This window comes from Streptomyces sp. ISL-43 (genome assembly GCF_018614195.1).
Taxonomy (GTDB): domain Bacteria; phylum Actinomycetota; class Actinomycetes; order Streptomycetales; family Streptomycetaceae; genus Streptomyces.
Genome location: NZ_JAGGOT010000062.1, coordinates 63058 through 88644 on the forward strand (window position 1 = coordinate 63058; position 25587 = coordinate 88644).

Sequence of the window (25587 nt, forward strand, 5' to 3'; positions counted from 1 at the left end):
CGACGCCCCTGCCCACCGCTCCGAGAGGACATGCCCGATGCGTTCCCGCACGCGCACCGCCGCGCTGCTGACCGCCGCCGTGCTCGGCCTGGCCGGTCTCACCGTTCCCCAGGCCACGGCCCAGGCCACGGCCCAGGCCCGGGCCTCGGCGGCATCGCCGCCCTCCGGCCCGGCCGTCGCCGTGGCGATGGGCGACAGCTTCATCTCCGGCGAGGCCGGCCGCTGGCTCGGCAACACCGACCGCTACGCCGGCAGCCGCAACGGCACCGACCGGGCCTGGACCAGCGGTTCGGCATACGATCCGGCCAAGGTCTACGGGGCGTCCGGCGCGGTCGGCGGCTGCCACCGCTCCGACGTCTCGGAGATCGCGGTCGCCCCGCTGCCCGGCATAGAGCAGCGGATCAACCTCGCCTGCTCCGGCGCCGAGACCGTCAACGTGCTCAGCGCCGCGAAGGGCGGGCAGCCGTACAACGGCGAGGCCCCGCAGACGGACCGGCTGGCGGCGCTCGCGAAGACGAAGCGGGTCAAGCTCATCGCGCTGTCCATCGGCGGGAACGACCTCGGCTTCGGCCAGATCATCGGCGACTGCGCGTACGACTGGTACTTCAGGCGGCTGTGCTGGAAGAAGCAGGCGCCGGTCGTGGAGGGGAAGCTCCCCGGGGTCAAGGCCAAGGTCGCGGCGGTCGTGGACGACATCCGCTCCGCCATGCGGGGGGCCGGCTACGCGGACGGCGACTACCGCCTCGTCCTGCAGTCCTACCCGTCACCGCTCCCGGGCGGGGAGTCCTTCCGGCTGTCGCAGAACGACTCGGACCGGATGTTCAAGGACGGCTGCCCCTTCAACGACCGCGACGCGACCTGGGCGGCGTACACGCTGGTCCCGCAGATCGGCGGCATGGTCGAGTCGGTGGCGGTCGCCAAGGGCACCGACTTCATGGACCTGAGGGACGCGCTGGCCGGGCACGAGGTGTGCGCGCTCGGCACCGAGCAGGTGGACCAGGGCGGACCGGACCCGCGTGAGCACGAGTGGTTCCGCTTCCTGGACTACACGAACACGCAGGGCACGCTGGAGGAGTCCACGCACCCCAACGTCCACGGACAGAAGGCGATGGCCGCGTGCCTCGGCCTGGTGAGCGCCGCCGCGCTCAGCACACGTTGCGGTGCGCGATGTCCAGCACGAACCGCTCGGGTCCGTGCAGCTTGAACGAGGTGAAGGCGGGCTTGGTGTCGAAGGCGGCGCTGAGGGTGACGTAACCCTCGTAGTCGCCGGTCAGGGCGACGCCCTTCAGCTTGGGCAGATAGATCTTGAGGACCTTGGGCCCGTGGTAGACGTTGCGCCCCGCGTCGTCGTGTCCGGCGGCGGGGTTCAGGCGGATCTCCAGGAAGTACCGCCCGGCCAGCGGTACGGGCTTGCCGGACCCGTCGTAGACCAGCTTGGGGACGGGGGTGACGGTGACCGCGGGGACGCGTCCCCGCAGGTCGACGACCAGCCGGTCGTACGTGCAGTGCCCGCCCCAGCGGGCATTGACGACGAGCGCGGTGCTGGAGGCGGAGGAAAGGGAGGAGGAGGCCGCGGAGGCCGGTGCGGCGAAGGCGAGGGTGGAGGCGAGCAGTGCGCCCGTACCCAGTGCGGCGGCCTGCCGACGGCGTGGACGGTTCATGACGTCCCCCTGATTCTCGAGAGACGGGGACTGGTGTCACCAGGGAAGACGCCGCCCGCGCGAGCGCGGTTGCACCGGACTCAGCCGGGCAGGAGCGCGCTCAGCTCGGCGTCGAGGTCGTAGTGCCGCTGCTCTTGGCCGCGGGGCACCATCTCGGTCATCCGCCGGCACAGCTCCCGGACGTCCTTCGCGCGCGCGGACACCACGCACGACTGGTCGCCGTCGCTGAAGGCGAGGAAGATCCGCGGCTCGGCTCCCTTCCAGCGCGGCCACACCTGTATGTCGCCCTCGCCGGTGGCACAGACGTGGCCGTCGAGCAGGAGCTCCCGGGAGAACACCCAGCGCGCGAGGTGGAGCCCGGCGGCCTCGAAGTCGACGCGGACCTCGTAGGGCCGGTCGCTGCGGTACACGAAGACGCCCCGCATCGCGATGGGGGCGGGCGCCGCCTCCAGCCGGAGCGGGAGGACGCGGTGTTCGATGCCGGTCATGCGGGCGGCCTCTCTCTCGGGTCGGGTTCTCGCACCCCACTCGGGCAAGCTAGCCCACCCGCGGGCCGCCCCCGCCGTCCAAAGGTCCCGTCCGGCAGGGCCCCTCGGCCCGACTTCGCACAACGGGCCGAGCCCGCCCTCCGGGGGGAGGGCGGGCTCGGCGCGGGCGCTTGTGTCCGGGTCAGCGGGGACGGGAGGGAGACGAAGGGCTCGTCAGCACTCGATGACGTTGACCGCGAGGCCGCCGCGGGCGGTCTCCTTGTACTTGACCTTCATGTCGGCGCCGGTCTCCTTCATGGTCTTGATGACCTTGTCGAGGGACACCTTGTGCGAGCCGTCGCCGCGCATCGCCATCTTGGCCGCGGTGACGGCCTTGACCGCCGCCATGCCGTTGCGCTCGATGCAGGGGATCTGGACGAGGCCGCCGACCGGGTCGCAGGTCAGGCCGAGGTTGTGCTCCATGCCGATCTCGGCCGCGTTCTCGACCTGCTCCGGGGTGCCGCCCAGGACCTCGGCGAGGGCGCCGGCCGCCATCGAGCAGGCCGAGCCGACCTCGCCCTGGCAGCCGACCTCGGCGCCGGAGATCGAGGCGTTCTCCTTGAAGAGCATGCCGATGGCGCCCGCCGCCAGCAGGAAGCGGACCACCCCGTCCTCGTCGGCGCCCGGCACGAAGTTCATGTAGTAGTGCAGGACCGCCGGCAGGACGCCCGCCGCGCCGTTCGTCGGGGCGGTGACGACCCGGCCGCCGGCCGCGTTCTCCTCGTTGACCGCCATCGCGTAGATCGTCGCCCACTCGCTGCGGTGCATCATCGGGTCGCCCTCGGTGCGCAGCTGGCGCGCCGTGGAGGCGGCCCGGCGCTTGACCCGCAGGCCGCCGGGGAGGATGCCCTCGCGGGACATGCCGCGCGAGACGCAGGCCTGCATGACGCGCCAGATCTCCAGCAGACCCTCGCGGATCTCGTCCTCCGTGCGCCAGGCCTTCTCGTTCTCCAGCATCATCGAGGAGATCGACAGGCCGGTCTCGTTCGCGAGGCGGAGCATCTCGTCGCCGCTGCGGAAGGGGTACTTCAGCACCGTGTCGTCGAGCTTGATCCGGTCCTCGCCGACCGCGTCCTCGTCGACGACGAAGCCGCCGCCGACCGAGTAGTAGGTCTTCTCCAGCAGCGGGGTGCCGGCCTGGTCGTACGCGAAGAGCGTCATGCCGTTCGCGTGGTACGGGAGCGAGCGCCGGCGGTGCAGGATCAGCTGGTTCGGCTCGTCGAAGGGGATCTCGTGGCCATCGCCTATCTCGGTGCCCAGCAGGCGCAGGCGGCCCGAGGTGCGGATGCGCTCGACCTCTGCGTCGGCGGTCTCCACGTTCACCGTGCGGGGGGAGTGGCCCTCCAGGCCGAGCAGGACCGCCTTGGGGGTGCCGTGGCCGTGGCCGGTCGCACCCAGCGAGCCGAAGAGCTCGGCCCGGACCGCGGCCGTCTGGGCGAGGACGCCGTCCTTCTTGAGCCGGGTCACGAACATGCGCGCGGCGCGCATCGGTCCGACGGTGTGGGAGGAAGAGGGACCGATGCCGATCGAGAAGAGATCGAAGACGGAGATGGCCACGGTTGCGGACTCCTATGTCTGCTCGTGGGTGGAAAGCGGGGCAGGAGGGGTGGATCTGCGGATTTTGTCCGGCAGACGAGCTTAACTCGGTGAGGTGAACGGCTCGGCTGCCGGACGGGTCGGGAAGGTGGTGGTCAAGCGTGGGTCAGTTCGCGCTCCGGTGCGGCGGGCTCCGCGTCCGAGCCGTCCAGGACCGGGTCGGGGCCCGGCAGGCCCGCGGAGTGGGCCTCGACCCCGGCCTTCACGGCCCAGAAGTACGTGGCCAGGGCCATGGCGGCCACCAGGGCGATGTCGTAGCCGCCCGGGATGGTGCCGCGGCCGCCGAAGTCGGTGGAGCCGAGGTAGGACAGCAGGGACAGGGCGCCGAGGAAGAAGACGATCCACCAGGCCGGGGCGAACTGGCGCATGAGGTTCTTCTCTCCCTTGCGGGACAGCACCAGTGCCGCGATCGGGGCGGCCAGCAGGGTCAGGGCGGTGACGATGCCGGTGTTGGGCCACTTCGACCAGTACAGCGCGCAGGCGGCGAAGACGAAGGTCAGCGGGCACATCACGGAGGCCAGCGGCAGCCGGAAGGGGCGGGGCAGGCCGGGCTTGGTGATGCGGAAGACGCCCACCGCGATCGGGCCGATGAGGTACGAGATCACCATCGCGGCCGAGATGACCGGCGCGAGGGTCTTCCAGCTGTGGCCGACGGTCAGCAGGAGCAGGACCGAGAAGCCGAGGTTCATCCACATCGCCGGGCGGGCGGTCCCGTAGACCGGGTGGGTCCGTGCGAGCTTCTTCGGGAAGAAGCCGGTCTCGGAGAGGTTCCGGACCATGTACGCGGCCGAGGCGACGTTGGCGATGTTGGAGCCGGCCGGGGAGATGAAGGCGCCGAACTGCAGCATCACGACGACCCAGTGGATCATCAGCAGCTTGGCGAGCTCCGCGAACGGCGAGTTGAAGTTCACGCCCGACCAGCCGCCGGCCTGTGCCAGGTGCTCCGGCGGGACGGCGCCGATGAAGGCCGTCTGCAGGGCCAGGTAGATGACCAGGCCGAGGGAGAGCGCGCCGACCAGGGCGATGGGGATGGCCCGGCCCGGGTTCTTGGCGGCGCCGCCGAGGTTGACGACGGCCTGGAAGCCGTTGAAGGCGAACACGACGCCGGAGGTGGTGACGGCGGTCAGGACGGCCGTCCAGCCGTTGGGGGCGAAACCGCCGTGCGAGCTGAAGTTCTCGGTGTGGAAGCCGGAGGCGACGAGGGCGACGACGGCGAGGACGGGGATGGCGAACTTGACGATGGTGAGCAGTGAGTTGATCTTCGCGAGCAGCTGGACCGACCAGTAGCAGGACAGCCACAGCAGCACGGTGAGCGCGAGCGCCACGAACATGCCGAAGCCGGTCAGCTGGTGCGACTGGGCGTCGACCAGGTCCTTGGCCCAGCCGTAGCTCCACGAGGACATGTACTGCGTCGCCGCGATCGACTCGATCGGGATCAGCGACGCGACGGCGATCCACACCGCCCAGCCGGTGATGAAGCCGAGTACCGGGCCGTGCGAGATGGAGCCGTACCGGGCCATGCCGCCGGGGATCGGGTAGGCCGCGCCCACTTCGGCGTAGGACATGGCGATCATGCCGATGAAGACGGCGCCGATCACCCAGGCGACGAGGGCCGCGGGCCCGGCGACCTGGGCCGCTGTGCCCGCTCCGAAGAGCCAGCCCGATCCGAAGATGGAACCTATGCCGATCATGACCAGCGCGAAGAGGCTGAGTCCCTTCTTGCCGGCTGCGCTCATGTCCATGAGGTGTGCTGTCCGTCCTGCCGAGGAGGCCGTCGAGTCGGCGAATCCCTTTTTCGAAGCCTATTTGCCATGAATTTGAACAAATCAGTGGCGATCGGCAGGTTGGATGGGGCCAATGGTCATGAGAAGGGCCCGGTACCTGTGGAAAACAGGCAGGAACCGGGCCCTTCGCGTGACGTCAGAGCGTCGGGTACAGCGGGAACTTCGCGGCGAGCGCCGAGACGCGCGCCTTCAGGTCGTCCGCGTCGTAGGCCGGCTTCAGCGCGGCCGCGATGATCTCCGCGACCTCGGTGAAGTCCTCGGCGCCGAAACCGCGCGTCGCCAGGGCCGGCGTACCGATCCGCAGACCCGAGGTGACCATCGGCGGCCGCGGGTCGTTCGGGATGGCGTTGCGGTTGACCGTGATGCCGATCTCGTGGAGCCGGTCCTCGGCCTGCTGGCCGTCGAGTTCGGAGTTGCGCAGGTCGACCAGGACCAGGTGGACGTCCGTACCGCCCGAGAGGACGGAGACGCCGACCTCGGTGACGTCGGCCTGCACCAGGCGCTCGGCGATGATCTTCGCGCCCTCCAGGGTGCGCTCCTGGCGCTCCTTGAACTCGGGCGAGGCGGCGATCAGGAAGGAGACCGCCTTGGCCGCGATCACGTGCTCCAGCGGGCCGCCCTGCTGGCCCGGGAAGACGGCGGAGTTGATCTTCTTGGCCAGCTCCTGCGTCGACAGGATGACACCGCCGCGCGGACCGCCGAGGGTCTTGTGCGTGGTGGTGGTGACGACGTGGGCGTGCGGCACCGGGTTCGGGTGCAGGCCCGCGGCGACCAGGCCGGCGAAGTGCGCCATGTCGACCATCAGGTACGCGCCGACCTCGTCCGCGATGCGGCGGAAGGCGGCGAAGTCCAGCTGGCGCGGGTAGGCGGACCAGCCCGCGACGATCAGCTGCGGCTTGGACTCCTTGGCGAGGCGCTCGACCTCGGCCATGTCGACCTGGCCGGTCTCGTCGACGTGGTACGGGACCACGTTGTAGAGCTTGCCGGAGAAGTTGATCTTCATGCCGTGGGTCAGGTGACCACCGTGGGCCAGGCTCAGGCCCATGATCGTGTCGCCCGGCTTCAGCAGCGCGAACATCGCGGCCGCGTTGGCCTGCGCGCCCGAGTGGGGCTGCACGTTCGCGTGCTCGGCGCCGAACAGCGCCTTGATGCGGTCGATCGCGATCTGCTCGACCACGTCGACGTGCTCGCAGCCGCCGTAGTAGCGGCGGCCGGGGTAGCCCTCGGCGTACTTGTTGGTCAGGACCGAGCCCTGGGCCTCCATGACGGCGACCGGAGCGAAGTTCTCCGACGCGATCATTTCCAGGGTCGACTGCTGGCGCACGAGTTCGGCGTCGACGGCGGCGGCGACGTCAGGGTCGAGCTCGTGCAGAGAGGTGTTCAGTACGGACATCTTCGGTCCCCTGGGGTCAGTTGCCGGCGGTGAGCTTGGCGTACTCGTCGACGGAGAGCAGGTCGGCCGGCTCCTCCGTGACGCGCACCTTGAAGAGCCAGCCGCCCGCGAACGGGGCGGAGTTCACCAGGGACGGGTCGTCCACGACGTCCTGGTTGGACTCGACGACCTCGCCGGTGACGGGGGAGTACAGGTCGCTGACCGACTTGGTCGACTCCAGCTCGCCGCAGGTCTCGCCCGCGGTCACCGTGTCGCCTACCTCGGGGAGCTGGGCGTAGACGACGTCACCGAGCGCGTTGGCCGCGAACTCCGTGATGCCGACCGTCGAGACGCCGCCCTCGGCGTCCGACAGCCACTCGTGCTCCTTGCTGTAACGCAGCTGCTGGGGGTTGCTCATGACCTGATTCTCCTGGATGCGGGGGAGTGGATACGAACGGTGGTCTTGCGTACCGAGACGGGGCGCGGGGGAGCGGCCGTACGGGAGATCCGTGCGGCCTGGGCCTGGGCCCTGGCGTTCTGGTGTTCTGGCGCGAACAGCGGACAGGATTACTTCTGCCGCTTGTAGAACGGCAGAGCCACGACCTCGTACGCCTCATGCGTACCGCGAATGTCCACGCCGACGCCGGAGGTGCCGGGCGCGGCGTGCGCCGCGTCGACATAAGCCATCGCGATCGGCTTGCCCAGCGTCGGGGACGGGGCGCCCGAGGTGACCTCGCCGACCATCTGGCCGTCGAAGGTCACGGCGAAACCGGCGCGCGGTACGCGGCGGCCCTCGGCGATCAGGCCGACCAGCTTGCGCGGCGGGTTCGTGGCGGCGCGCTCGGCGGCGGCCTCCAGGGCGGCGCGGCCGACGAAGTCGCCCTCCTTCTCGAACTTCACGACCCGGCCCAGCCCCGCGTCGAACGGGGTGAGGGCGGTGGTCAGCTCGTGCCCGTACAGCGGCATGCCCGCCTCCAGGCGCAGCGTGTCGCGGCAGGAGAGACCGGCCGGGACCAGGCCGACGCCCTCGCCCGCCTTGGTCAGCGCCTGCCACAGCTCCACGGCGTGCTCGGGGGAGACGAACAGCTCGAAGCCGTCCTCGCCGGTGTACCCCGTACGCGCGATCAGCGCGGGCACCCCGGCGACCGTGCCGGGCAGGCCGGCGTAGTACTTCAGCCCGTCCAGGTCGGCGTCGGTGAGCGAGGCGAGGATGCCCGGGGACTCGGGACCCTGCACCGCGAGCAGCGCGTACGCGTCACGGTCGTCACGGACCTCGGCGTCGAAGCCGGCGGCGCGCTCGGTGATCGCGTCGAGGACGACCTGGGCGTTGGAGGCGTTCGCGACGACCATGTACTCGGTCTCGCCGAGGCGGTAGACGATCAGGTCGTCGATGATCCCGCCGTCTTCCCGGCAGATGTGCGTGTAGCGGGCGCGGCCGACGCCGACGGTCGAGATGTTGCCGACCAGCGCGTAGTCCAGGACCTTGACGGCCTCGGGGCCGGTCAGGGTGATCTCGCCCATGTGGGAGAGGTCGAACAGGCCGGCCTTGGTGCGGACGGCGTTGTGCTCGTCGCGCTCGCTGCCGTACCGCAGGGGCATGTCCCAGCCCGCGAAATCGGTCATGGTCGCACCGAGGGAACGGTGCAGCGCATCGAGGGCGGTCAGGCGGGGGGCAGTACTCATGGGTGTGGCTCCCGGGTCCCAGGGCATGACATGACGAGGAGGAGTTCCTCCCCATCTGTCATCGGAACCTGAGAGGTTCGCCGAGAGTTCCCCGCTTCCGGGGGAAGGTCTTCGACTTGCACCTTGGGTGGAGCCGACGCCGGTGCCCTCAGGGGCGGTGGCGCGGCTCGCTTTTCAGATCTGCCTCATCCACGCGGTACGGGGCCTGAGAGATTCAAGGGAGGTACTTGCTCCTTCGGCGCCCGGGCACCGCCTTGCGGCGTGCCGGGACTCTCCCGCGCGGATTCAAGCGGCCGGTATGCAGTTGGTGTCCAGATGGCGCACATCATTGCACGGTGTGCGGCCGAATGGTGGAGGGGGTCCGCGAGCGGAGCGGAACCGGTGGTCCCGGATTACCGTCTCTTTACACTCAGGGGGACGGGTCCCGGTGACCCGATGCGGGGGAGGCGATCACTGTGCGGAGATTCGGAGTACTGGCGGCGACGAGTACGGCCGCGGGCGCGGCTACGGGGGCGGCCGCGGGGCCGGGGTCCGTGTCCGGGGTACCGACGCAGCGCGGCGTCGCCCGGACGCCGGCGCAGGCGGCGGCGCCCGTACGGGACCTGCGCGGGGCCGCGGGCCCCGGGCTGCTCCACTTCGCCGAGGGGGACGTCGTGGTCGTGTCCGGACTGCCCGGCGGCGGCAAGAGCACCCTGATCAAGCGGGCAGCGCAGGGCCGCGGCATCGACTCCCAGGACGCGCGCGAGCGGTGGGAGCTCCGGATGCCGGCCGCGCTGCCGTACGCGGTGTACCGGCCGGCGGTCCGGATCGCGCACTACTGGGGGCTGTGGCGGGTGCTGCGCTCCGGCGCCTCCGCCGTCGTCCACGACTGCGGTACGCAGAGCTGGGTACGGGCCCTCCTCGCCGGGGTCGCCCGGCGGCGCGGCCGCGCCCTGCACCTGGTGCTGCTGGACACCACCCCCGAGGAGGCCCGGGCCGGGCAGGCGGCGCGGGGGCGGGGCGTGTCGGCGTACGCCTTCGCCCGGCATCGGGGCGCGGTGGCCCGGCTGCTGCGCGAGGCCGAGTCGGGCCGGCCGCCGGCCGGCTGCGCGTCGGTGACCCTGCTGGACCGCCCGGCGGCCTCGCGGCTGACGACGATCGGCTTCCGCTCCTAGGACCCGGCCGGGCGGCGCTCAGTGTGGGCGGCGCTCAGCGGGCGGCTCGCGGCGGGCGGTCCCCGGCGGGCGGCTCGCGGCGGGCGGTCCCCGGCGGGTGGCCCGCGGCGGGCGGGTCGCAGCCGCCCGTTAATCTCGGGTCGAGACGAGGGCGAGCTAGCGGAGGCGTACATGTGGCCGGGTAACGAGCTGGAGCAGGTGCTCGGGGCGGCGCTCGGGCAGGCGGACGCCGGCGGGCGGATCCTGGAGGTGCTCGGGCGGAGCCCGCTCTGGATCCCGCTGCCCGGCGGGGTGAACAGTCTGAGCCTGCCCACCATGGAGATCAACGGCGCCGCCTACGTGCCCGTCTACAGCTCCGAGGAACAGTTCCGCGCCTGCGCCGGTCCCGCCATGGACTTCGCCGTCGCGCCCGCCGTCGACTTCGCCCGCGGCCTGCCCCCGCAGCTCGGCATCGCGGTCAACCCCGAGGGGGCCGTCGGAGTCCCGCTGCCCCCGCCCGCCGTCGCGGAGCTCTGCCGGACGGGGCGCAGCCCGCTCGACGGACCCGCCACCGGGGGCCGGGTCCGGCTCTACGAGCCGGACTGGCAGGAGGATCCGGTCGACTTCCTGGCCGCCGCCGGGGAGGAGTTCCGCGCCACCGGAGTCGTCGCGGCGGCGTACCGCTGCCTGGCCAGCGTCGAGGGCGGGGCGCCGGAGCTGTACATCGGCGTCCAGCTGCTGGGATGGGAGCCCGAGATGCGAAACGCCCCGATGGACGCCCTGGGCCGCGCCCTGAACCGCGTAGTACCGCCCTGGCCTGTGCAGTTGATCCTCCTGGACGCTGCCGAGGACCCGGTCGTCGACTTTATCCGTGAGCGCGTACGCCCCTTCTACCTGCCGTAGGCACGCTTAAGCTGGTCGCGGACACGCGTGGACGACGGGCGGACGAAGAGACGAAGAGGGGTACCGGGTGAGTGCGTCAGGCACGGCCGCGGTCGGGCAGGTCGAGCACATGCTGCGCCAGGTGACTCCCGGGCGCTACGAGAGCTACGAGGCGCTCCTGCACGCCCTGGCCGAGGGGCGGCTGTGGATGCTGCTCTGGCAGGGGCGGCCCGGCTCCCCGGACGCCCAGTACGGCGGCATGGAGGTCGAGAGCCTGGGGTACGCGCCCTGCGTGACCTCCCCGCAGGAGCTGGCGGCCAGCGGCTGGAACCGGGGCTACGAGGTGGTCACGGGCCGGGACATCGCCCGCGCCCTGTACCCCGACCGCTGGGGGCTGTGGCTCAATCCCCACGCCCAGGGCGGCGGCGTCGGCATTCCCTGGGCCGACCTGCGCCGGATCGCCACCGGCCTGGACCGGATGCCGGCCGGGCCGCTGCGGCTGTCCGAGCCCGCCATCGAGCTCCCGCAGTTCTACGGGCTGCTCACGCAGCACGCGCACCGCACGCCCGCCGTCCGCTCGCTGCGCCGCGCCTGGGTGCAGCCCGCGCTCGGGTCCCCGTACCTCGCCGTCGGGCTCGACCTGTACGACGCCTCCGCGCACGCGCTGGAGTCCGTGCGGGAGATGATGCGCCAGTCGGTCGGCGCGGTGCCCGAGGGAGTGCCGGTCTGCACGGTCGCGCTCGCCGACGAGCACGATCCGGTGGCGATGTGGCTGCGTGCCCAAACCCGCCCCTTCTATGACCGCGAGGGTCAGGCGCCCGCCTACTGAGACATCGGCATCAAGCCACCCGAGGCCGCACGGAACAGTCGTTCCGTGCGGCCTTTGCGTTGTCCTGATTTCGCCGCCGATGTGCGCCCAATAGGCACGCTAGTAACCCGAGTTGGGTGCCATGTCCGATTCCGTACCGAACGGACGGTCTTGCTCCGCTGAGGTGGCAGTGAAGTCCGGATAACGGGAACTCGACCCTCAGATCACGGTTGCGCATCCATTCACCTGCGGGTCTGGCGGCTGATCGACGGCCCGATGAAGACTCCCCACCCAAGAGCGGGTCAGTCCTCCGAGGACCGGGTTCGCCACGGGAAATCCGCTTGTCGTTTCGTACGGCACCACGTGCACCACCAGTACCGCCTGCACCGCACGCGCCGCACGGCGCACGCTGCACTTCCGCACTTCCGCACTCTGCACTTCCGCACCTCGCACTCCGAGCGCCACTCCGCACCAACGCCGCCACAGCGGCGGGCATGGGCCGGCTCACCCGTCGGCCGAGAGGGGTCCCCACCACGATGACGGCACCACTGCATGACACGAGCGCGGAGACGCCCGCTCCCGTGTCCGTAGCCGACGTCCCAGCCAAGGCCATCGAAGGCCGCTCGCCCGGCCGCATCGCCTGGATGCGGCTCAAGCGCGACAAGGTCGCGCTGACGGGCGGCGTGGTCGTGATCCTCCTGATCCTGGTGGCGGTCTTCGCCCCGCTGATCGTGGGCCTGCTGGGCCACCCGCCCAACGAGTTCCACGAGGATCTGCTCGACCCGGAATTCGGCACGCCGCTCGGATCCTTCGGCGGCATCAGCTCCGACTACCTGCTGGGCGTCGAACCGACCAACGGCCGCGACGTGTTCAGCCGGATCGTCTACGGCGCCCGCATCTCCCTGGTCGTCGCCTTCCTCGCGGCTTTCGTCTCCGTCATCCTCGGCAGCCTGCTGGGCGCGCTGGCCGGCTTCCTCGGCGGCTGGGTCGACGGTGTCATCAGCCGCACCATGGACCTGCTGCTGGCCTTCCCGCAGCTGCTGTTCACCATCTCGCTGGTCTCCGTCGTTCCCAACTCCCTGTGGGGATTCACGGGTTCGGGCGTCCGGATGGGCGTGCTCATCGTCGTCATCGGCTTCTTCGGCTGGCCGTACATCGGCCGCATCGTGCGGGGCCAGACGATCTCGCTGCGCGAGCGGGAGTACGTCGAGGCCGCGCGCAGCCTCGGAGCCGGCCGCGGCTACATCCTGATCAAGGAGCTGCTGCCGAACCTGGTCGCGCCGATCCTCGTCTACACGACGCTGATCATCCCGACCAACATCCTGACGGAGGCGGCCCTCAGCTTCCTCGGTGCCGGCGTCAAGCCGCCCACCGCCTCCTGGGGAAAGATGCTGTCCGACGCCGTTCCCATCTACCAGGACGACCCCATGTACATGGTCGTCCCCGGTATGACGATCTTCATCACCGTCCTGGCGTTCAACCTCTTCGGGGACGGGCTGCGTGACGCACTCGACCCCAAGGGCAGCTGAACCGCTTCAACGATTCACCCACCAATGGAGGTTGGACCAACGTGATTCGCAGAAAGCAGGCACTCGCGGCCACCGCCGTGGTCGCTGCCCTGTCGCTGTCGGCCGTGGCGTGTGACAAGGCCGAGGACAAGAAGCCGGACGCCAAGCCGGCCGCCGGTGCCAGCGGCTTCAACGCCGCGACCACGGGCGTCGTGAACGCGTCGACGACCAAGGGCGGCGAGCTCAAGCTCTGGACCCCGCAGGACGTCGACTACCTCGACCCGGCCCGCGCCTACTACGGCTGGGTCTGGAACATGCAGCGGCTCTACATCCGCCAGCTGTTCGCGTACGACAGCAAGCCGGGCGAGGCGGGCACCAAGCTGGTGCCGGACCTCGCCGCGGCCGACCCGGTCCTGAGCAACGACGGCAAGACGTACACCGTCAAGATCAAGGACGGCGTGAAGTTCGAGGACGGCACGCCGATCACCTCGAAGGACTTCAAGTACGGCATCGAGCGCGTCTTCGCGCAGGACGTGCTGTCCGGCGGTCCCACCTACCTGATCGACATCCTCGACCAGGGCCAGAAGTACCCCGGCCCGTACAAGGACGCCGACCCCGACAAGATGGGTCTGAAGTCCGTCCAGACGCCGGACGACAAGACGATCGTCTTCAACCTGGCGACCGCCAACTCCGACTTCAAGTACCTGCTGGCCATGCCGTCCTCCTCGCCGGTCCCGGCGGCCAAGGACACGGGCGCCACGTACACCAACAAGCCGGTCTCCAGCGGCCCGTACAAGATCTCGGAGTTCACGGCGAACAAGGGCGCGACCCTCGTCCGCAACGAGAACTGGGACCCGAAGACGGACACCATCCGCACGGGCCTGCCGGACAAGATCTCCATGACGGTGACCACCAACCCGGACGACATGGACGCGCGTCTGCTCTCCGGTGACATCGACCTCGCGGTCGACGGCACGGGCATGCAGGCGGCCGGCAAGAACAAGGTCCTCAAGGACGAGGCGCTCAAGGCCAACGCGGACAACCCGTTCACGGGCTACATCCGCTACTTCGTCTTCCCGACGACCGTCGCTCCGTTGGACAACGTCGAGTGCCGCAAGGCCGTCATCTACGCGGCCGACCCCAAGTCGCTGCAGACCGCCCGCGGCGGCCCGACCAGCGGTGACCTCGGCGCGAACATGCTGCCGCCCGGCATCCCCGGCTCGGACAAGAAGTACGACCCGTACAACCTGACCAAGGGCGAGCCGCAGATCGAGAAGGCCAAGGAAGCCCTCAAGGCCTGTGGCAAGCCTGAAGGCTTCACGACCACGATCGCGGTCCGCAACAACCGCGCCCCCGAGGTCAAGACCGCCGAGTCCCTGCAGGCCGCGCTCGACAAGGTCGGCATCAAGGTCACGATCGACCAGTACGACGGCAAGCTCTCCTCTTCCGTCATCGGTTCGCCCGAGAACGTGAAGGCCAAGGGCTACGGCATCATCGTCATGGGCTGGGGCGCCGACTACAACTCCGGCTCGGGCTACCTGCAGCCGCTGGTCGACGGATCGTTCATCCTGCCGAACGCCAACAACAACTTCAGCATGATCAACGACCCTGAGGTCAACGGGCTGTTCAAGACCGCCGCTTCCGCCGCCACCCCGGACGCCGCAGCGCCGTTCTACACCCAGATCAACCAGAAGATCATGGAGAAGGCCCTCTACCTGCCGATCAACTTCGACAAGGCCTTCGTCTACCACAACCCGCGCCTGACCAACGTCTACTTCAACGACTCGATGGGCAAGATCGACCTTGCCACCATCGGCGTCGTGAAGTAGTCGCCACCGTCGAGGAGCCCAGGCCGCCCGGCCCAGCCGGGCGGCCCCGGGCCACCTACGACACGTCAGACACAGCTGGTTCGCCTTCACCGCACATGCGCTAGTCCGAAGGGCAGGTGAAGGCCGCAGGCGGCGGCTGCCGTCCCCACAAGGGGCGGCGGGCGCCGGCCCGAGCGGCCGACTGCAGTGCTCGTCTACCTCATACGGCGACTTTTCAACGTCGCCGCAACGCTGCTGGTGGTCTCCGCGGTCACCTTCGGCATCTTCTTCGCGGTCCCGAAGCTGACCGGCAGCGACCCGGCGCTCATGTACGCCGGACGCGAGACCAACGCGACCGCCCTGGCGGGCATCCGGGTGAAGATGGGCTTCGACAAGCCCATCTCCGAGCAGTACCTGATCTTCATGAAGGGCATCTTCGCCGGCCGTGACTACGACGGCGGCACCGAGATCACGCACTGTGCCGCCCCGTGCTTCGGCTACTCCTTCAAGACCGAGGTCCCCGTCTGGGACACCTTGGTCGACCGCATGCCGGTCACCCTCTCGCTCGCCCTCGGGGCGGCCGTCATCTGGGTGATCGCGGGTGTGGCCACCGGCGTGATCTCGGCGCTCAGACGCCGCACGATGGTCGACCGCACCGTCATGATCGGCGCGCTCGCCGGAGTCTCGCTGCCGATCTTCTTCACCGGCATGGTGGCCCCCGCGGTCTTCGTCTACAGCCTCGGCTGGCTCGACGTCTCCAACTACAAACCGCTCACCGAGGATCCGGTGGCCTGGCTCAACTCGCTGATCCTGCCCTGGGTGACCCTGGCCTTCCTCTTCGCCGCCACCTACGCCCGCATCACCCGCGCCACGATGCTGGAAGTGCTCGGCGAGGACTACATCCGCACCGCCCGCGCCAAGGGGCTCAAGGAGGGCGTGGTCATCCGCAAGCACGCCCTGCGCTCCACCCTCACCCCCGTCGTCACGATGTTCGGCCTCGACCTCGGCGGACTCCTCGGCGGCGCGGTGCTCACCGAGACGACCTTCAACTTCCAGGGCCTGGGCACGGCCGCCGTCGGCGCGATCGGAGCGGGCGACCTGCCGGTGATCATGGGTGTCACCCTGCTCTCCGCGCTCTTCGTGGTGCTGGCCAACCTGATCGTGGACCTGCTGTACGCCGTCATCGACCCGCGCGTGAGGCTGACGTGACCGAGAACCACACCACCGACGCCGCCTCCGCGGCCGCGCCCGCCTTCGTACCCGAGCAGGGCGTGGCGCGGGAGAGGGCCTTCCTCTCGGTGCGCGACCTCAAGGTGCACTTCCCGACCGACGACGGCCTGGTCAAGTCCGTCGACGGGCTCTCCTTCGACCTGGAGCGCGGCAAGACCCTCGGCATCGTCGGCGAGTCGGGCTCCGGCAAGTCGGTGACCTCGCTCGCCATCATGGGCCTGCACCGCACCGGCCACGTCCGCAACCGCCCGCAGATCTCCGGCGAGGTCGTGCTCGACGGCGAGGACCTCGTCCAGGCCGACGCCGACCACGTCCGCACCCTGCGCGGGCGCAAGATGGCGATGGTCTTCCAGGACCCGCTGTCCGCGATGCACCCGTACTACTCGGTCGGCAAGCAGATCGTCGAGGCCTACCGGACCCACCACGACGTCGACAAGAAGACCGCGCGCAAGCGGGCGATCGAGATGCTCGACCGCGTCGGCATCCCGGAGCCGAGCCAGCGCGTGGACTCCTACCCGCACGAGTTCTCCGGCGGCATGCGCCAGCGCGCGATGATCGCGATGTCGCTGGTCAACAATCCCGAGCTGCTCATCGCCGACGAGCCGACGACCGCTCTGGACGTCACCGTCCAGGCGCAGATCCTGGACCTGATCCGGGATCTGCAGAAGGAGTTCGGCTCCGCGGTCATCATGATCACGCACGACCTCGGCGTGGTCGCCGAGATGGCCGACGACATCCTCGTGATGTACGGCGGCCGGTGCGTCGAGCGCGGCAGCGCCGAGAAGATCTTCTACGAGCCCCGGCACCCCTACACCTGGGGCCTGCTCGGCTCGATGCCCCGCATCGACCGGGACCAGACCGAGCGCCTCATCCCGGTCAAGGGCTCGCCGCCCAGCCTCATCAACATCCCGAGCGGCTGTGCCTTCCACCCGCGCTGCCCGTACGCCGACCTCCCCAAGGGCGGCATCACCCGTACCCAGCGGCCCGAACTGGCCCTGGTCGACGGATCCGCGGAGGGCGACGGCCGGCACTGGGCCGCCTGCCACCTCTCCCCGGAGCAGCGGAACCGGATCTGGACCGAAGAGATTGCGCCGAAGCTGTGACCGATATGAAGAAGACGGGTACGGGCGCGGCCACGGTCCCCGCCCAGGCGGCGGACTCCCCGGAGCCGCTGCTGAAGGTGACCGGCCTGGTCAAGCACTTCCCCATCACCAAGGGGCTGCTGCGCCGCCAGGTCGGGGCCGTGAAGGCCGTCGACGGCATCGACTTCGACGTCCGGCGCGGTGAGACCCTCGGCATCGTCGGCGAGTCCGGCTGCGGTAAGTCGACCATGGGCCGGCTGATCACGCGGCTGCTCGAACCGACGAGCGGCAAGGTCGAGTTCGAGGGCAAGGACATCACGCACCTGAGCGTGAGCGGCATGCGCCCGCTGCGCCGCGACGTGCAGATGATCTTCCAGGACCCGTACGGATCGCTGAACCCGCGGCACACCGTGGGCACCATCGTGAGCGCGCCCTTCAAGCTCCAGGGCGTCTCGCCCGAGGGCGGCCTCAAGGCGGAGGTGCAGCGGCTGCTGGCTCTGGTCGGGCTCAACCCGGAGCACTACAACCGCTACCCGCACGAGTTCTCCGGCGGTCAGCGCCAGCGCATCGGCATCGCGCGGGCACTGGCGCTCAAGCCGAAGCTGGTCGTCGCGGACGAGCCCGTCTCCGCGCTGGACGTGTCGATCCAGGCCCAGGTGGTCAACCTGCTGGACGACCTCCAGGAAGAGCTCGGCCTCACCTACGTGATCATCGCGCACGACCTGTCGGTCATCCGGCACGTCTCGGACCGGATCGCCGTCATGTACCTCGGCAAGATCGTCGAGCTCGCCGACCGCAAGTCCCTGTACGAGGCGCCCATGCACCCGTACACGACCGCGCTGATGTCGGCCGTGCCCGTTCCGGACCCGAGGCGGCGCGGCGCGAAGAGCGGCCGCATCCTGCTCAAGGGCGACGTGCCCTCGCCGATCTCGCCGCCGAGCGGCTGCCGCTTCCACACGCGCTGCTGGAAGGCGACGCAGCTCTGCACGACGCAGGAGCCGCCGCTGGTGGCACTGAAGACCGGCCACCAGGTGGCCTGCCACCACCCGGAGAACGCCCCCGACCAGGCCCCGGGCGACCCGGCCCTGCCCGGCGCGGCGGAAGCGGTGGCGACGGTCGTCGCGGACTGACGCCCACCCCGCCCCGGCGCCGCCCGCCTCCCTGCCGGACGCCGCCGGGGCAGACTCTTCACGACCTCGCCGGGGCGGATCCGGCCCCGCCGGGCCGTACGCGGCCCCGCCGGCGTTTGAGGCGCGGGGCTCGGGGCGGAGCCACCGACAGCGGTGCCGCACCCGGCGACGGTCCCCACCCCCGCGGGGTGACGCCCGGCGGGCACGGGGGCCGCCGCCTCCGGAGCCCGCCCCGCGGCCATCCGTTCGGGCACGCCGCCAGGCGACCTGCACAATGGGCCCGTGCTCCACGATCTCTTCCCGCCCGGTGTCCAGCACGCCCTGGACCTCGCGGGCATCTTCGTCTTCGCCACGGCCGGCGCGCTGCTCGCCGTACGCAAGAACTTCGACGTATTCGGCATCGGCGTCCTCGCGCTCGTCACGGCCCTCGGCGGAGGCCTCTTCCGGGACCTCGTCATCGGCGCCGTCCCCCCGGCCGCCTTCGGCGAGCTCAGCTTCTTCGTCACGCCGCTGATCGCCGCCGCGCTCGTCTTCTTCCTGCATCCCGAGGTCCAGCGGATCAACCGCGCGATCAACGTCTTCGACGCGGCCGGGCTCGGGCTGTTCTGCGTGACGGGCACGACCAAGGCGTACGAGTTCGGCCTCGGCCTCACCGCGTCCGCCGCGCTCGGCGTGGCCACGGCCGTCGGCGGTGGCGTGCTGCGCGACGTGCTCGTCAACGAGGTGCCGTCACTGCTGCGCGACCGGGAGATGTACGCCGTCCCGGCCGTCATCGGCGCCTCGATGGTGGCGCTGTTCATCAGCTTCGACTCGCTGAACGCGATCACGACCGGCCTCGCGATCGTCACCACCTTCGTGCTGCGGCTCCTGGCGATCCGCTTCCACTGGCGGGCGCCGCTCGCGTGGAACCGCCGCTCGGCGGTGGCGGAGGAACCGTAAGCGAGCGCCTCGCGGAAGAGAAAGCTACCGCTTAGTAGGTTCCCGGTGTACTTTCGTTCCATGTCACACGCAGCTGCCAAAGCCTCCATCGGCGAGAGCGAGTTCGACCGCGACACCGCCGTCACCGCCCGCGCGGGCGAGCCCGGGGTGTACGACGCGGAGCTCTCCGCCGGGTGGACGATCATCACCGCCGTCAACGGCGGCTACCTGCTGGCCCTCGTCGGCCGCGCCCTGTCCGCGGCCCTGCCGCACCCCGACCCCTTCACGGTCTCCGCGCACTACCTGACCTCGTCGGTCCCCGGCCCGGCCGTGATCCGCACCCAGGTCGTACGGGTCGGCCGGACGCTCTCCACCGGCCAGGCCTCCCTCTTCCAGTTCGACGAGAGCGGCGCCGAGATCGAGCGGATCCGGGTCCTGGCCTCCTACGGCGACCTCGCGACGCTCCCGGACGCCGTCCACACCACGGCCCTCCCGCCCGTCATCCCCGCCTACGAGGACTGCCTCGGCCCCGAGGCCGGCCCGGCCCCGATCCCCGGCAGCTCCGCCATCGTGGACCGGCTCCGGCTGCGCCTGGACCCGGCGACCGCCGGATGGGCGGTCGGGCAGCCCTCGGGCAAGGGCGAGATGCGGTCCTGGTTCGAGCTGGCCGACGGGCGCGACGCGGACCCCTTCTCCCTGCTCCTGGCCGTGGACGCGCTCCCGCCGACCTCCTTCGACCTCGGCCTGGTCGGCTGGACCCCGACGGTGGAACTCACCACCCACGTCCGCCACCGCCCGGCCCCCGGTCCGCTCCGCGTCGCCATCACCACCCGCAACCTCGCGGGCGGCTTCCTGGAGGAGGACGCGGAGGTCTGGGACTCGGCGGACCGCCTGGTGGCCCAGTCCCGCCAGCTGGCCAGGGCCCCGCGCGGCCTTTCCTGACGCGCCCTGCTCCTTCCTGGCGCGGCCGGCGCAAGGCAAGACCCCGGCGGGCCCTGCCCGGTCGGCATCGGCTCCGCCCTGCCCGGTCGGCGTCCGCTTCGCCCGGGCCCGCCAACTCTCGGCTGCGCCCGGCCCGTAGGGCGTCGGCTGCGCCCGGACCCGCCAGGCGCCGGCTCCGCCCGGCACCGCCAGGCCGCGGCTGCGCCCCGGGCCGGCGGGTGTCGGGGTTGGGTGGGTTGGGTAGGGGGCGGGGCGGGTTCCGGGTTCCGCCGGGGTCTGTCGGACCCCGGCGGGGAATTGGTGGGACGGGGGACTCGTAGAATCGGGGGATCATGGCCTACCTCGACCACGCCGCCACCACTCCGATGCTTCCGGAGGCCGCTGCGGCGATGACCGCGCAGTTCGCCGTCACGGGCAACGCGTCCTCCCTGCATGCCGCCGGCCGCCGCGCCCGCCGCACCGTCGAGGAGGCCCGCGAGGCCCTCGCCGACGCACTCGGGGCCCGTCCGAGCGAGGTGGTCTTCACCGCCGGTGGCACGGAGGCCGACAACCTCGCCGTCAAGGGGCTCTACTGGGCCCGCCGCGACGCCGACCCCGTCCGGACCCGCGTCCTCGCCAGCCCCGTCGAGCACCACGCCGTCCTCGACGCCGTGCACTGGCTCGCCGAGCACGAAGGGGCCCAGGTCGAGTACCTTCCCGTCGACCGCTACGGCCGCGTGCACCCGCAGGCCCTGCGCGAAGCGGTCGAGCGCAGCCCCGACGACATCGCCCTCGCCACCGTCATGTGGGCCAACAACGAGATCGGCACCGTCATGCCGGTAGCCGAACTGGCCGCTGTCGCAGCCGAGTTCGGCATCCCGCTGCACTCCGACGCCGTCCAGGCCTTCGGCCAGCTCGACGTCCGCTTCGGCGACAGCGGCCTCGCCGCCATGACCGTCAGCGGCCACAAGGTCGGCGGGCCGTACGGGATCGGCGCGCTGCTGCTCGGGCGCGACCAGAGCCCCGTACCCGTCCTGCACGGCGGCGGCCAGGAGCGGCACGTCCGCTCCGGCACCCTCGACGTCCCGGCCATCGCCGCCTTCGCGGTCGCGGCCGTGCTCGCCGCCGAGCGGCGCGAACGGTTCGCCGCCGAGATCGGCGCGCTACGGGACGAACTCGTCGCCGCCGTGCTCCGAGAGGTCCCCGACGCCGTCCTGGGCGGCGACCCGGCCGACCGGCTCCCCGCCAACGCCCACTTCAGCTTCCCCGGCTGCGAGGGGGACTCCCTGCTGCTCCTGCTCGACGCCCAGGGCATCGAGTGCTCCACCGGCTCCGCCTGCACGGCGGGCGTGGCGCAGCCCAGCCACGTCCTGCTGGCCACCGGCACCGACCCGCAGCTGGCCCGCGGCACCCTGCGGTTCTCCCTCGGCCACACCTCCACCAGGGCAGACGTGGAAGCGGTCGTCGCCGCCATCGGCCCGGCCGTGGCCCGCGCCCGCACGGCGGGCCTCAGCTAGCGGCGCCCGCGCCCGCCTCGCCGACCATACGGAGGTAGCGGTCCCAGTCCCAGTGGCGGCCCGGGTCCGTGTGGTCGGCGCCCGGTACCTCGGAGTGGCCGACGATGTGCTTGCGGTCGGCGGGTATGCCGTACCTGCGGCAGACGTCGGCGGCGAGCCGCGCCGAAGCCTCGTACATCGCGTTCGTGAAGTCCTTCGGCCGGTCCACGAACCCGACGTGCTCGATGCCGACGCTGCGCTCGTTCATGGAGCGGTTGCCCGAGTGGAAGGCGACATCGAGCTCGCGCACCATCTGCTCTATGTGGCCGTCCTGGCCGACTATGTAGTGCGCCGAAGCCCGGTGGAACGGATTCTTGAACGCGTCCACCGAGGACTCGAAGCTGCCCTGTGTGACATGGACGACGATCCGGTCCACCCGGTAGTCGTCGGGCCGGTCCGCCAGCCGCCAGTTCGCCGGCGAGGCCGCCGTCCACGTCGCCCCCGCATGGTCCAGCGCACCGTCCTGGCGCGGCTTGGACACCCCCGGCACCAGCCACCAGGCCCGCCCGAGCTCGTCCCGCCCGGCGACCGCCGCCACCGCCAGGACGCCGAGCCCGCCGAACAGCACCGCCCTGCGGGTGCGCCCCGGGCGCTTGGCCCCCACGGACCCCGCGGCCCCGGCGCCCGCCTTGGCCCCCTTGGCCCCCGTACCGCCCTTGTCGCCCTTGCTCCCCATGGTGATCCACCCCCTGCCACCGATAACGCGCTGTGACCCCGCCCGGTTCCCCCGTACCCTGGACGGTGCTATGACTGAGAACCTGCCGAGCAGCCCCCGCCCCCTCCGCGTCCTGGCCGCCATGTCCGGCGGAGTGGACTCCGCCGTCGCCGCCGCCCGTGCCGTCGAAGCCGGGCACGACGTGACCGGTGTCCACCTCGCGCTCTCCGCGAACCCGCAGTCCTTCCGGACCGGCGCCCGCGGCTGCTGCACGATCGAGGACTCCCGCGACGCCCGCCGCGCGGCCGACGTCATCGGCATCCCCTTCTACGTCTGGGACCTCGCCGAGCGCTTCCGCGAGGACGTCGTCGAGGACTTCATCGCGGAGTACGAGGCCGGGCGCACCCCGAACCCCTGCCTGCGCTGCAACGAGAAGATCAAGTTCGCGGCACTGCTCGACAAGGCCCTCGCCCTCGGCTTCGACGCCGTCTGCACCGGCCACTACGCCACCGTCGTCCTGAACGACGACGGCACGCGCGAGCTGCACCGCGCCTCCGACATGGCCAAGGACCAGTCGTACGTCCTCGGCGTCCTGGACGAGAAGCAGCTCGCCCACGCGCTCTTCCCGCTCGGCGACACCCTCACCACCAAGGACGAGATCCGCGCCGAGGCCGAGGAGCGGGGCCTGGCCGTCGCGAAGAAGCCCGACAGCCACGACATCTGCTTCATCGCCGACGGCGACACCCAGGGCTTCCTCGCCGGCCGCCTCGGCAAGGCCGAGGGCGACATCGTCGACGAGGCCACCGGAGAGAAGGTCGGCACCCACGAGGGCGCCTTCGGCTTCACCATCGGCCAGCGCAAGGGCCTGCGGATCGGCCACCCGGCCCCCGACGGCAAGCCGCGCTACGTCCTCGACATCTCCCCGGTCAACAACACCGTCACCGTCGGCCCCGTCGAGGCCCTCGACGTCACCGCCCTCACCGCGATCCGCCCCCGCTGGTGCGGCGGAGCCCCCGCCGCGCCGGGCACGTACACCGCGCAGCTGCGCGCCCACGGCGGCGAGACCGAGGTCTTCGCCGAGCTCGTGGACGGCGAGCTGCGCGTCTCCTTCACCGAGCCGGTCCGCGGAGTGGCCCCCGGCCAGGCGATCGTGCTCTACGACGACACGCGCGTGGTCGGCTCCGCCACGATCTCCGCGACCACCCGGGCCACCACCGCGGCGGTCTAGGCGCGGACCGGAGCCCTGGGACCCGGAGCCCCGGCGCTCCGGCAGGGCTCCGGTGCTCAGGCCACCGTCAGCACGATCTTGCCGGTGGTGCGCCCGCGCTCGCCGATCTCGTGCGCCTTCGCGGCCTCGGCCAGCGGCCGCAGCTTGCCCTGCGCCACCAGCGCGGCGACGGCCTTGAGGCCCGCGTAGTCCGGCTCCACCAGGGTCCAGCCGGTGTGTACGCCGGGCGCGTCCGCCGGTACGTCGTCCGGGCTCGGCAGGGTCACCAGGTGCCCGCCGGGCTTGAGGACCGCCAGCGAGCGCTGCCCGTAGTCCCCGCCGACCGAGTCCAGCACGATGTCGACGTCTTCGCCGACGGCCTCGGCGAAGTCGGCCGAGCGGTAGTCGATCAGCTCGTCCGCGCCCAGCGAGCGCAGCAGCTCGTGCTTGCCGGCACTGGCGGTGCCGATCACGTACGCCCCGTACGCCTTGGCGATCTGCACGGCGAGGTGGCCCACGCCGCCCGCCGCCGCGTGGATCAGGACCCGCTGTCCGGCCTCGAGGCCCGCCGTGTCGACCAGCGACTGGTAGGCGGTCAGGGCCGCCAGCGGCAGCGCGGCCGCGCCGATGTGGTCGATGTTCGCCGGCTTGCGCACGAAGTGCCGGGCCGGGGCCGTCACGTACTCGGCGTAGGCGCTCGCCTGGTGCGGGAAGCGCGGCATGCCGAAGACCTCGTCGCCCGGCTGGAACAGGGTCACGCCGGGGCCGACCTCCTCGACCGTGCCGGAGACGTCCCAGCCGACCACCGGGACCGCGCCCCAGGAGATCAGGCCGCCCGAGGCGCGGGTCTTCCAGTCGACCGGGTTCACGCCGGCCGCGCGCACCCGCACGAGGATCTCGGCGACGCCCGGCTCCGGCCGCTCCATTTCGGTTTCGGTCAGTGCCTCGGGCCCGCCCCACTGGCTGACGACGATGGCGCGCATGTTTTTCTCCTCAGGTGTGTCCGGTGTTGTGGAACCAGCTTCGGCTCCGGAGCGGGGTCATGGCATTGGCCGTACGGCCACCATGTGACAGGATCTGGCCATGACCCCGCGCCCGCACCGAATCGCCGTACTCGCTCTCGAAGGGGTTCCCCCGTTCGAGCTCGGCATCCCCTCCCGGGTCTTCGGCAATGCCCTCGACGAGGCCGGGAAGCCGCTCTACGAGGTGACCGTCTGCACCGCCGACGGCGCGCCCGTGACCAGTGACGCTGGTTTCACCATCGGGGTCTCCTCCGGGCCCGAGGCGCTGGCCGCCGCCGACACGGTGGTCGTCCCGCCCACCCACGCCATGGACGAGCTGATGCGGGGCGCCCCGCTGCCGCCCGCGATCGCGGACGCCCTGGCCGCGATCCGGCCCGGCACCCGGATCGTGTCCATCTGCACGGGCTCCACCGTGCTGGCCGCCGCCGGACTGCTCGACGGCCGGGCCGCGACCACGCACTGGGTGCACGCGCCCGAGTTCCAGCGGGCCTTCCCGCAGGTCAAGCTCGACGAGGAGGTGCTCTTCGTCGACGACGGCGACATCCTCACCTCGGCGGGCGTCGCGTCCGGGGTCGACCTCTGCCTCTACCTGATCCGCGGGGACCACGGCACGGCCGTCGCCAACCGGGCCGCGCGGCTGTGCGTCGTACCGCCGTGGCGCGACGGCGGCCAGGCCCAGTACATCGACCGGCCCGTCCCGGAGCCCACGATCGCCACCACCACCGCCACCCGCGCCTGGGCCCTGGAACGCCTCGCCGAGCCGATCGCGCTCGCCGAACTGGCCGCTCACGCCCGCATGAGCCTGCGCACCTTCACCCGGCGGTTCCGCGACGAGGTGGGCATGACCCCGGTCCAGTGGCTCACCGGCCAACGCCTCGAAGTGGCCCGCCACTTGCTGGAGTCCAGCGACCTGCCCGTCGACCTGGTCGCCCACCGGTCCGGCTTCGGATCCGCCAACTCCCTGCGCCAGCACATGCGGACGGCACTGGGTGTCTCCCCGATCGGCTACCGCCGCACATTCCAGCCCAACTCCCTTACGACTACAGAGCATTGATGGCCCGTCACTCCGTCGGCATACTGCCTGGTTCCTGCACTCTTCTCTCA

General features: G+C 71.2%; 23 protein-coding genes and 1 riboswitch. Of the genes, 14 read left to right on the forward strand and 9 right to left on the reverse strand.

Going from position 1 to position 25587, the window contains the following annotated elements:
• The first annotated feature begins 37 nt into the window (after positions 1-37).
• A complete protein-coding gene (locus tag J7F03_RS32130) occupies positions 38-1204 on the forward strand; it encodes a GDSL-type esterase/lipase family protein (RefSeq protein WP_214955762.1) in 1167 nt (388 codons plus the stop codon).
• Here J7F03_RS32130 and J7F03_RS32135 read toward each other — a convergent pair.
• The 7 genes from J7F03_RS32135 to gcvT all read right to left on the reverse strand — a co-directional run bounded on the left by J7F03_RS32135 (position 1146) and on the right by gcvT (position 8623).
• Entirely contained in the window at positions 1146-1661 is a 516-nt protein-coding gene (locus J7F03_RS32135; RefSeq protein WP_214955763.1) for a hypothetical protein, read from the reverse strand. The two genes, J7F03_RS32130 and J7F03_RS32135, sit on opposite strands and share 59 nt — an antisense overlap.
• Before the next feature lie 80 nt (positions 1662-1741).
• Positions 1742-2149, reverse strand: coding sequence for an SsgA family sporulation/cell division regulator (locus J7F03_RS32140; RefSeq protein ID WP_214955764.1), 408 nt, complete (start codon positions 2147-2149; stop codon positions 1742-1744).
• A gap of 213 nt (positions 2150-2362) precedes the next feature.
• Positions 2363-3745 carry an L-serine ammonia-lyase gene (locus tag J7F03_RS32145; protein WP_214955766.1) on the reverse strand — a complete coding sequence of 461 codons (1383 nt, stop codon included), beginning with the start codon at positions 3743-3745 and terminating at the stop codon, positions 2363-2365.
• A 134-nt stretch (positions 3746-3879) separates the two neighbouring features.
• The gene (locus tag J7F03_RS32150; RefSeq protein ID WP_214955768.1) at positions 3880-5526 is read right to left on the reverse strand and encodes an APC family permease; all 1647 of its coding nucleotides are present in this window, start codon (positions 5524-5526) and stop codon (positions 3880-3882) included.
• A gap of 178 nt (positions 5527-5704) precedes the next feature.
• The gene (gene glyA, locus J7F03_RS32155) at positions 5705-6961 is read right to left on the reverse strand and encodes a serine hydroxymethyltransferase (RefSeq protein WP_214955770.1); all 1257 of its coding nucleotides are present in this window, start codon (positions 6959-6961) and stop codon (positions 5705-5707) included.
• Between the two features lie 16 nt (positions 6962-6977).
• Positions 6978-7358, reverse strand: coding sequence for a glycine cleavage system protein GcvH (gcvH, locus tag J7F03_RS32160; RefSeq protein WP_214955772.1), 381 nt, complete (start codon positions 7356-7358; stop codon positions 6978-6980).
• A 149-nt stretch (positions 7359-7507) separates the two neighbouring features.
• Positions 7508-8623: a glycine cleavage system aminomethyltransferase GcvT gene (gcvT, locus tag J7F03_RS32165; protein WP_214955774.1), complete on the reverse strand. Its 1116-nt coding sequence runs from the start codon at positions 8621-8623 to the stop codon at positions 7508-7510.
• 184 nt (positions 8624-8807) lie between these two features.
• A riboswitch (glycine riboswitch) is annotated at positions 8808-8911 on the reverse strand.
• A gap of 245 nt (positions 8912-9156) precedes the next feature.
• Between gcvT and J7F03_RS32170 the strand changes: the two genes are divergently transcribed.
• From J7F03_RS32170 to J7F03_RS32220, 11 genes are all read left to right on the forward strand, one after another.
• Positions 9157-9777 (forward strand): AAA family ATPase, encoded by a 621-nt coding sequence (locus J7F03_RS32170; RefSeq protein WP_308380045.1) that lies wholly within the window; start codon positions 9157-9159, stop codon positions 9775-9777.
• A 171-nt stretch (positions 9778-9948) separates the two neighbouring features.
• Entirely contained in the window at positions 9949-10659 is a 711-nt protein-coding gene (locus J7F03_RS32175) for an enhanced serine sensitivity protein SseB (RefSeq protein WP_214955776.1), read from the forward strand.
• Between the two features lie 67 nt (positions 10660-10726).
• Entirely contained in the window at positions 10727-11467 is a 741-nt protein-coding gene (locus J7F03_RS32180; RefSeq protein ID WP_214955778.1) for an enhanced serine sensitivity protein SseB C-terminal domain-containing protein, read from the forward strand.
• A 515-nt stretch (positions 11468-11982) separates the two neighbouring features.
• Entirely contained in the window at positions 11983-12975 is a 993-nt protein-coding gene (locus tag J7F03_RS32185; protein ID WP_214955781.1) for an ABC transporter permease, read from the forward strand.
• 41 nt (positions 12976-13016) lie between these two features.
• Positions 13017-14783, forward strand: a complete 1767-nt coding sequence (locus J7F03_RS32190; RefSeq protein WP_214955783.1) for an ABC transporter substrate-binding protein — start codon at positions 13017-13019, stop codon at positions 14781-14783.
• Between the two features lie 186 nt (positions 14784-14969).
• Positions 14970-15971 carry an ABC transporter permease gene (locus tag J7F03_RS32195; protein WP_214955785.1) on the forward strand — a complete coding sequence of 334 codons (1002 nt, stop codon included), beginning with the start codon at positions 14970-14972 and terminating at the stop codon, positions 15969-15971.
• A gap of 62 nt (positions 15972-16033) precedes the next feature.
• Positions 16034-17095: an ABC transporter ATP-binding protein gene (locus J7F03_RS32200; RefSeq protein WP_214955889.1), complete on the forward strand. Its 1062-nt coding sequence runs from the start codon at positions 16034-16036 to the stop codon at positions 17093-17095.
• A gap of 5 nt (positions 17096-17100) precedes the next feature.
• On the forward strand, positions 17101-18204 hold the full coding sequence (locus tag J7F03_RS32205; RefSeq protein WP_214955888.1) for an ABC transporter ATP-binding protein: 1104 nt from the start codon (positions 17101-17103) through the stop codon (positions 18202-18204).
• Between the two features lie 282 nt (positions 18205-18486).
• Positions 18487-19143: a trimeric intracellular cation channel family protein gene (locus J7F03_RS32210; protein ID WP_214955787.1), complete on the forward strand. Its 657-nt coding sequence runs from the start codon at positions 18487-18489 to the stop codon at positions 19141-19143.
• Positions 19144-19203: 60 nt separating this feature from the next.
• Complete coding sequence (locus J7F03_RS32215; protein WP_214955790.1) at positions 19204-20064, forward strand: thioesterase family protein; 861 nt, start codon at positions 19204-19206, stop codon at positions 20062-20064.
• 332 nt (positions 20065-20396) lie between these two features.
• The gene (locus J7F03_RS32220; RefSeq protein WP_214955792.1) at positions 20397-21560 is read left to right on the forward strand and encodes a cysteine desulfurase family protein; all 1164 of its coding nucleotides are present in this window, start codon (positions 20397-20399) and stop codon (positions 21558-21560) included.
• On the opposite strand, the gene J7F03_RS32225 is transcribed toward J7F03_RS32220, so the two are convergent.
• A complete protein-coding gene (locus J7F03_RS32225; protein WP_214955794.1) occupies positions 21553-22275 on the reverse strand; it encodes an N-acetylmuramoyl-L-alanine amidase in 723 nt (240 codons plus the stop codon). The genes J7F03_RS32220 and J7F03_RS32225 overlap by 8 nt on opposite strands.
• Before the next feature lie 70 nt (positions 22276-22345).
• On the opposite strand from J7F03_RS32225, the gene mnmA reads away from it, so the two are divergent.
• Entirely contained in the window at positions 22346-23482 is a 1137-nt protein-coding gene (gene mnmA, locus J7F03_RS32230; RefSeq protein ID WP_214955796.1) for a tRNA 2-thiouridine(34) synthase MnmA, read from the forward strand.
• A 56-nt stretch (positions 23483-23538) separates the two neighbouring features.
• Here mnmA and J7F03_RS32235 read toward each other — a convergent pair whose 3' ends face one another.
• Positions 23539-24444 (reverse strand): NADP-dependent oxidoreductase, encoded by a 906-nt coding sequence (locus J7F03_RS32235; protein ID WP_214955798.1) that lies wholly within the window; start codon positions 24442-24444, stop codon positions 23539-23541.
• A 100-nt stretch (positions 24445-24544) separates the two neighbouring features.
• Between J7F03_RS32235 and J7F03_RS32240 the strand changes: the two genes are divergently transcribed.
• Positions 24545-25537 carry a GlxA family transcriptional regulator gene (locus tag J7F03_RS32240; RefSeq protein WP_214955800.1) on the forward strand — a complete coding sequence of 331 codons (993 nt, stop codon included), beginning with the start codon at positions 24545-24547 and terminating at the stop codon, positions 25535-25537.
• The last annotated feature ends 50 nt before the right edge of the window (positions 25538-25587 follow it).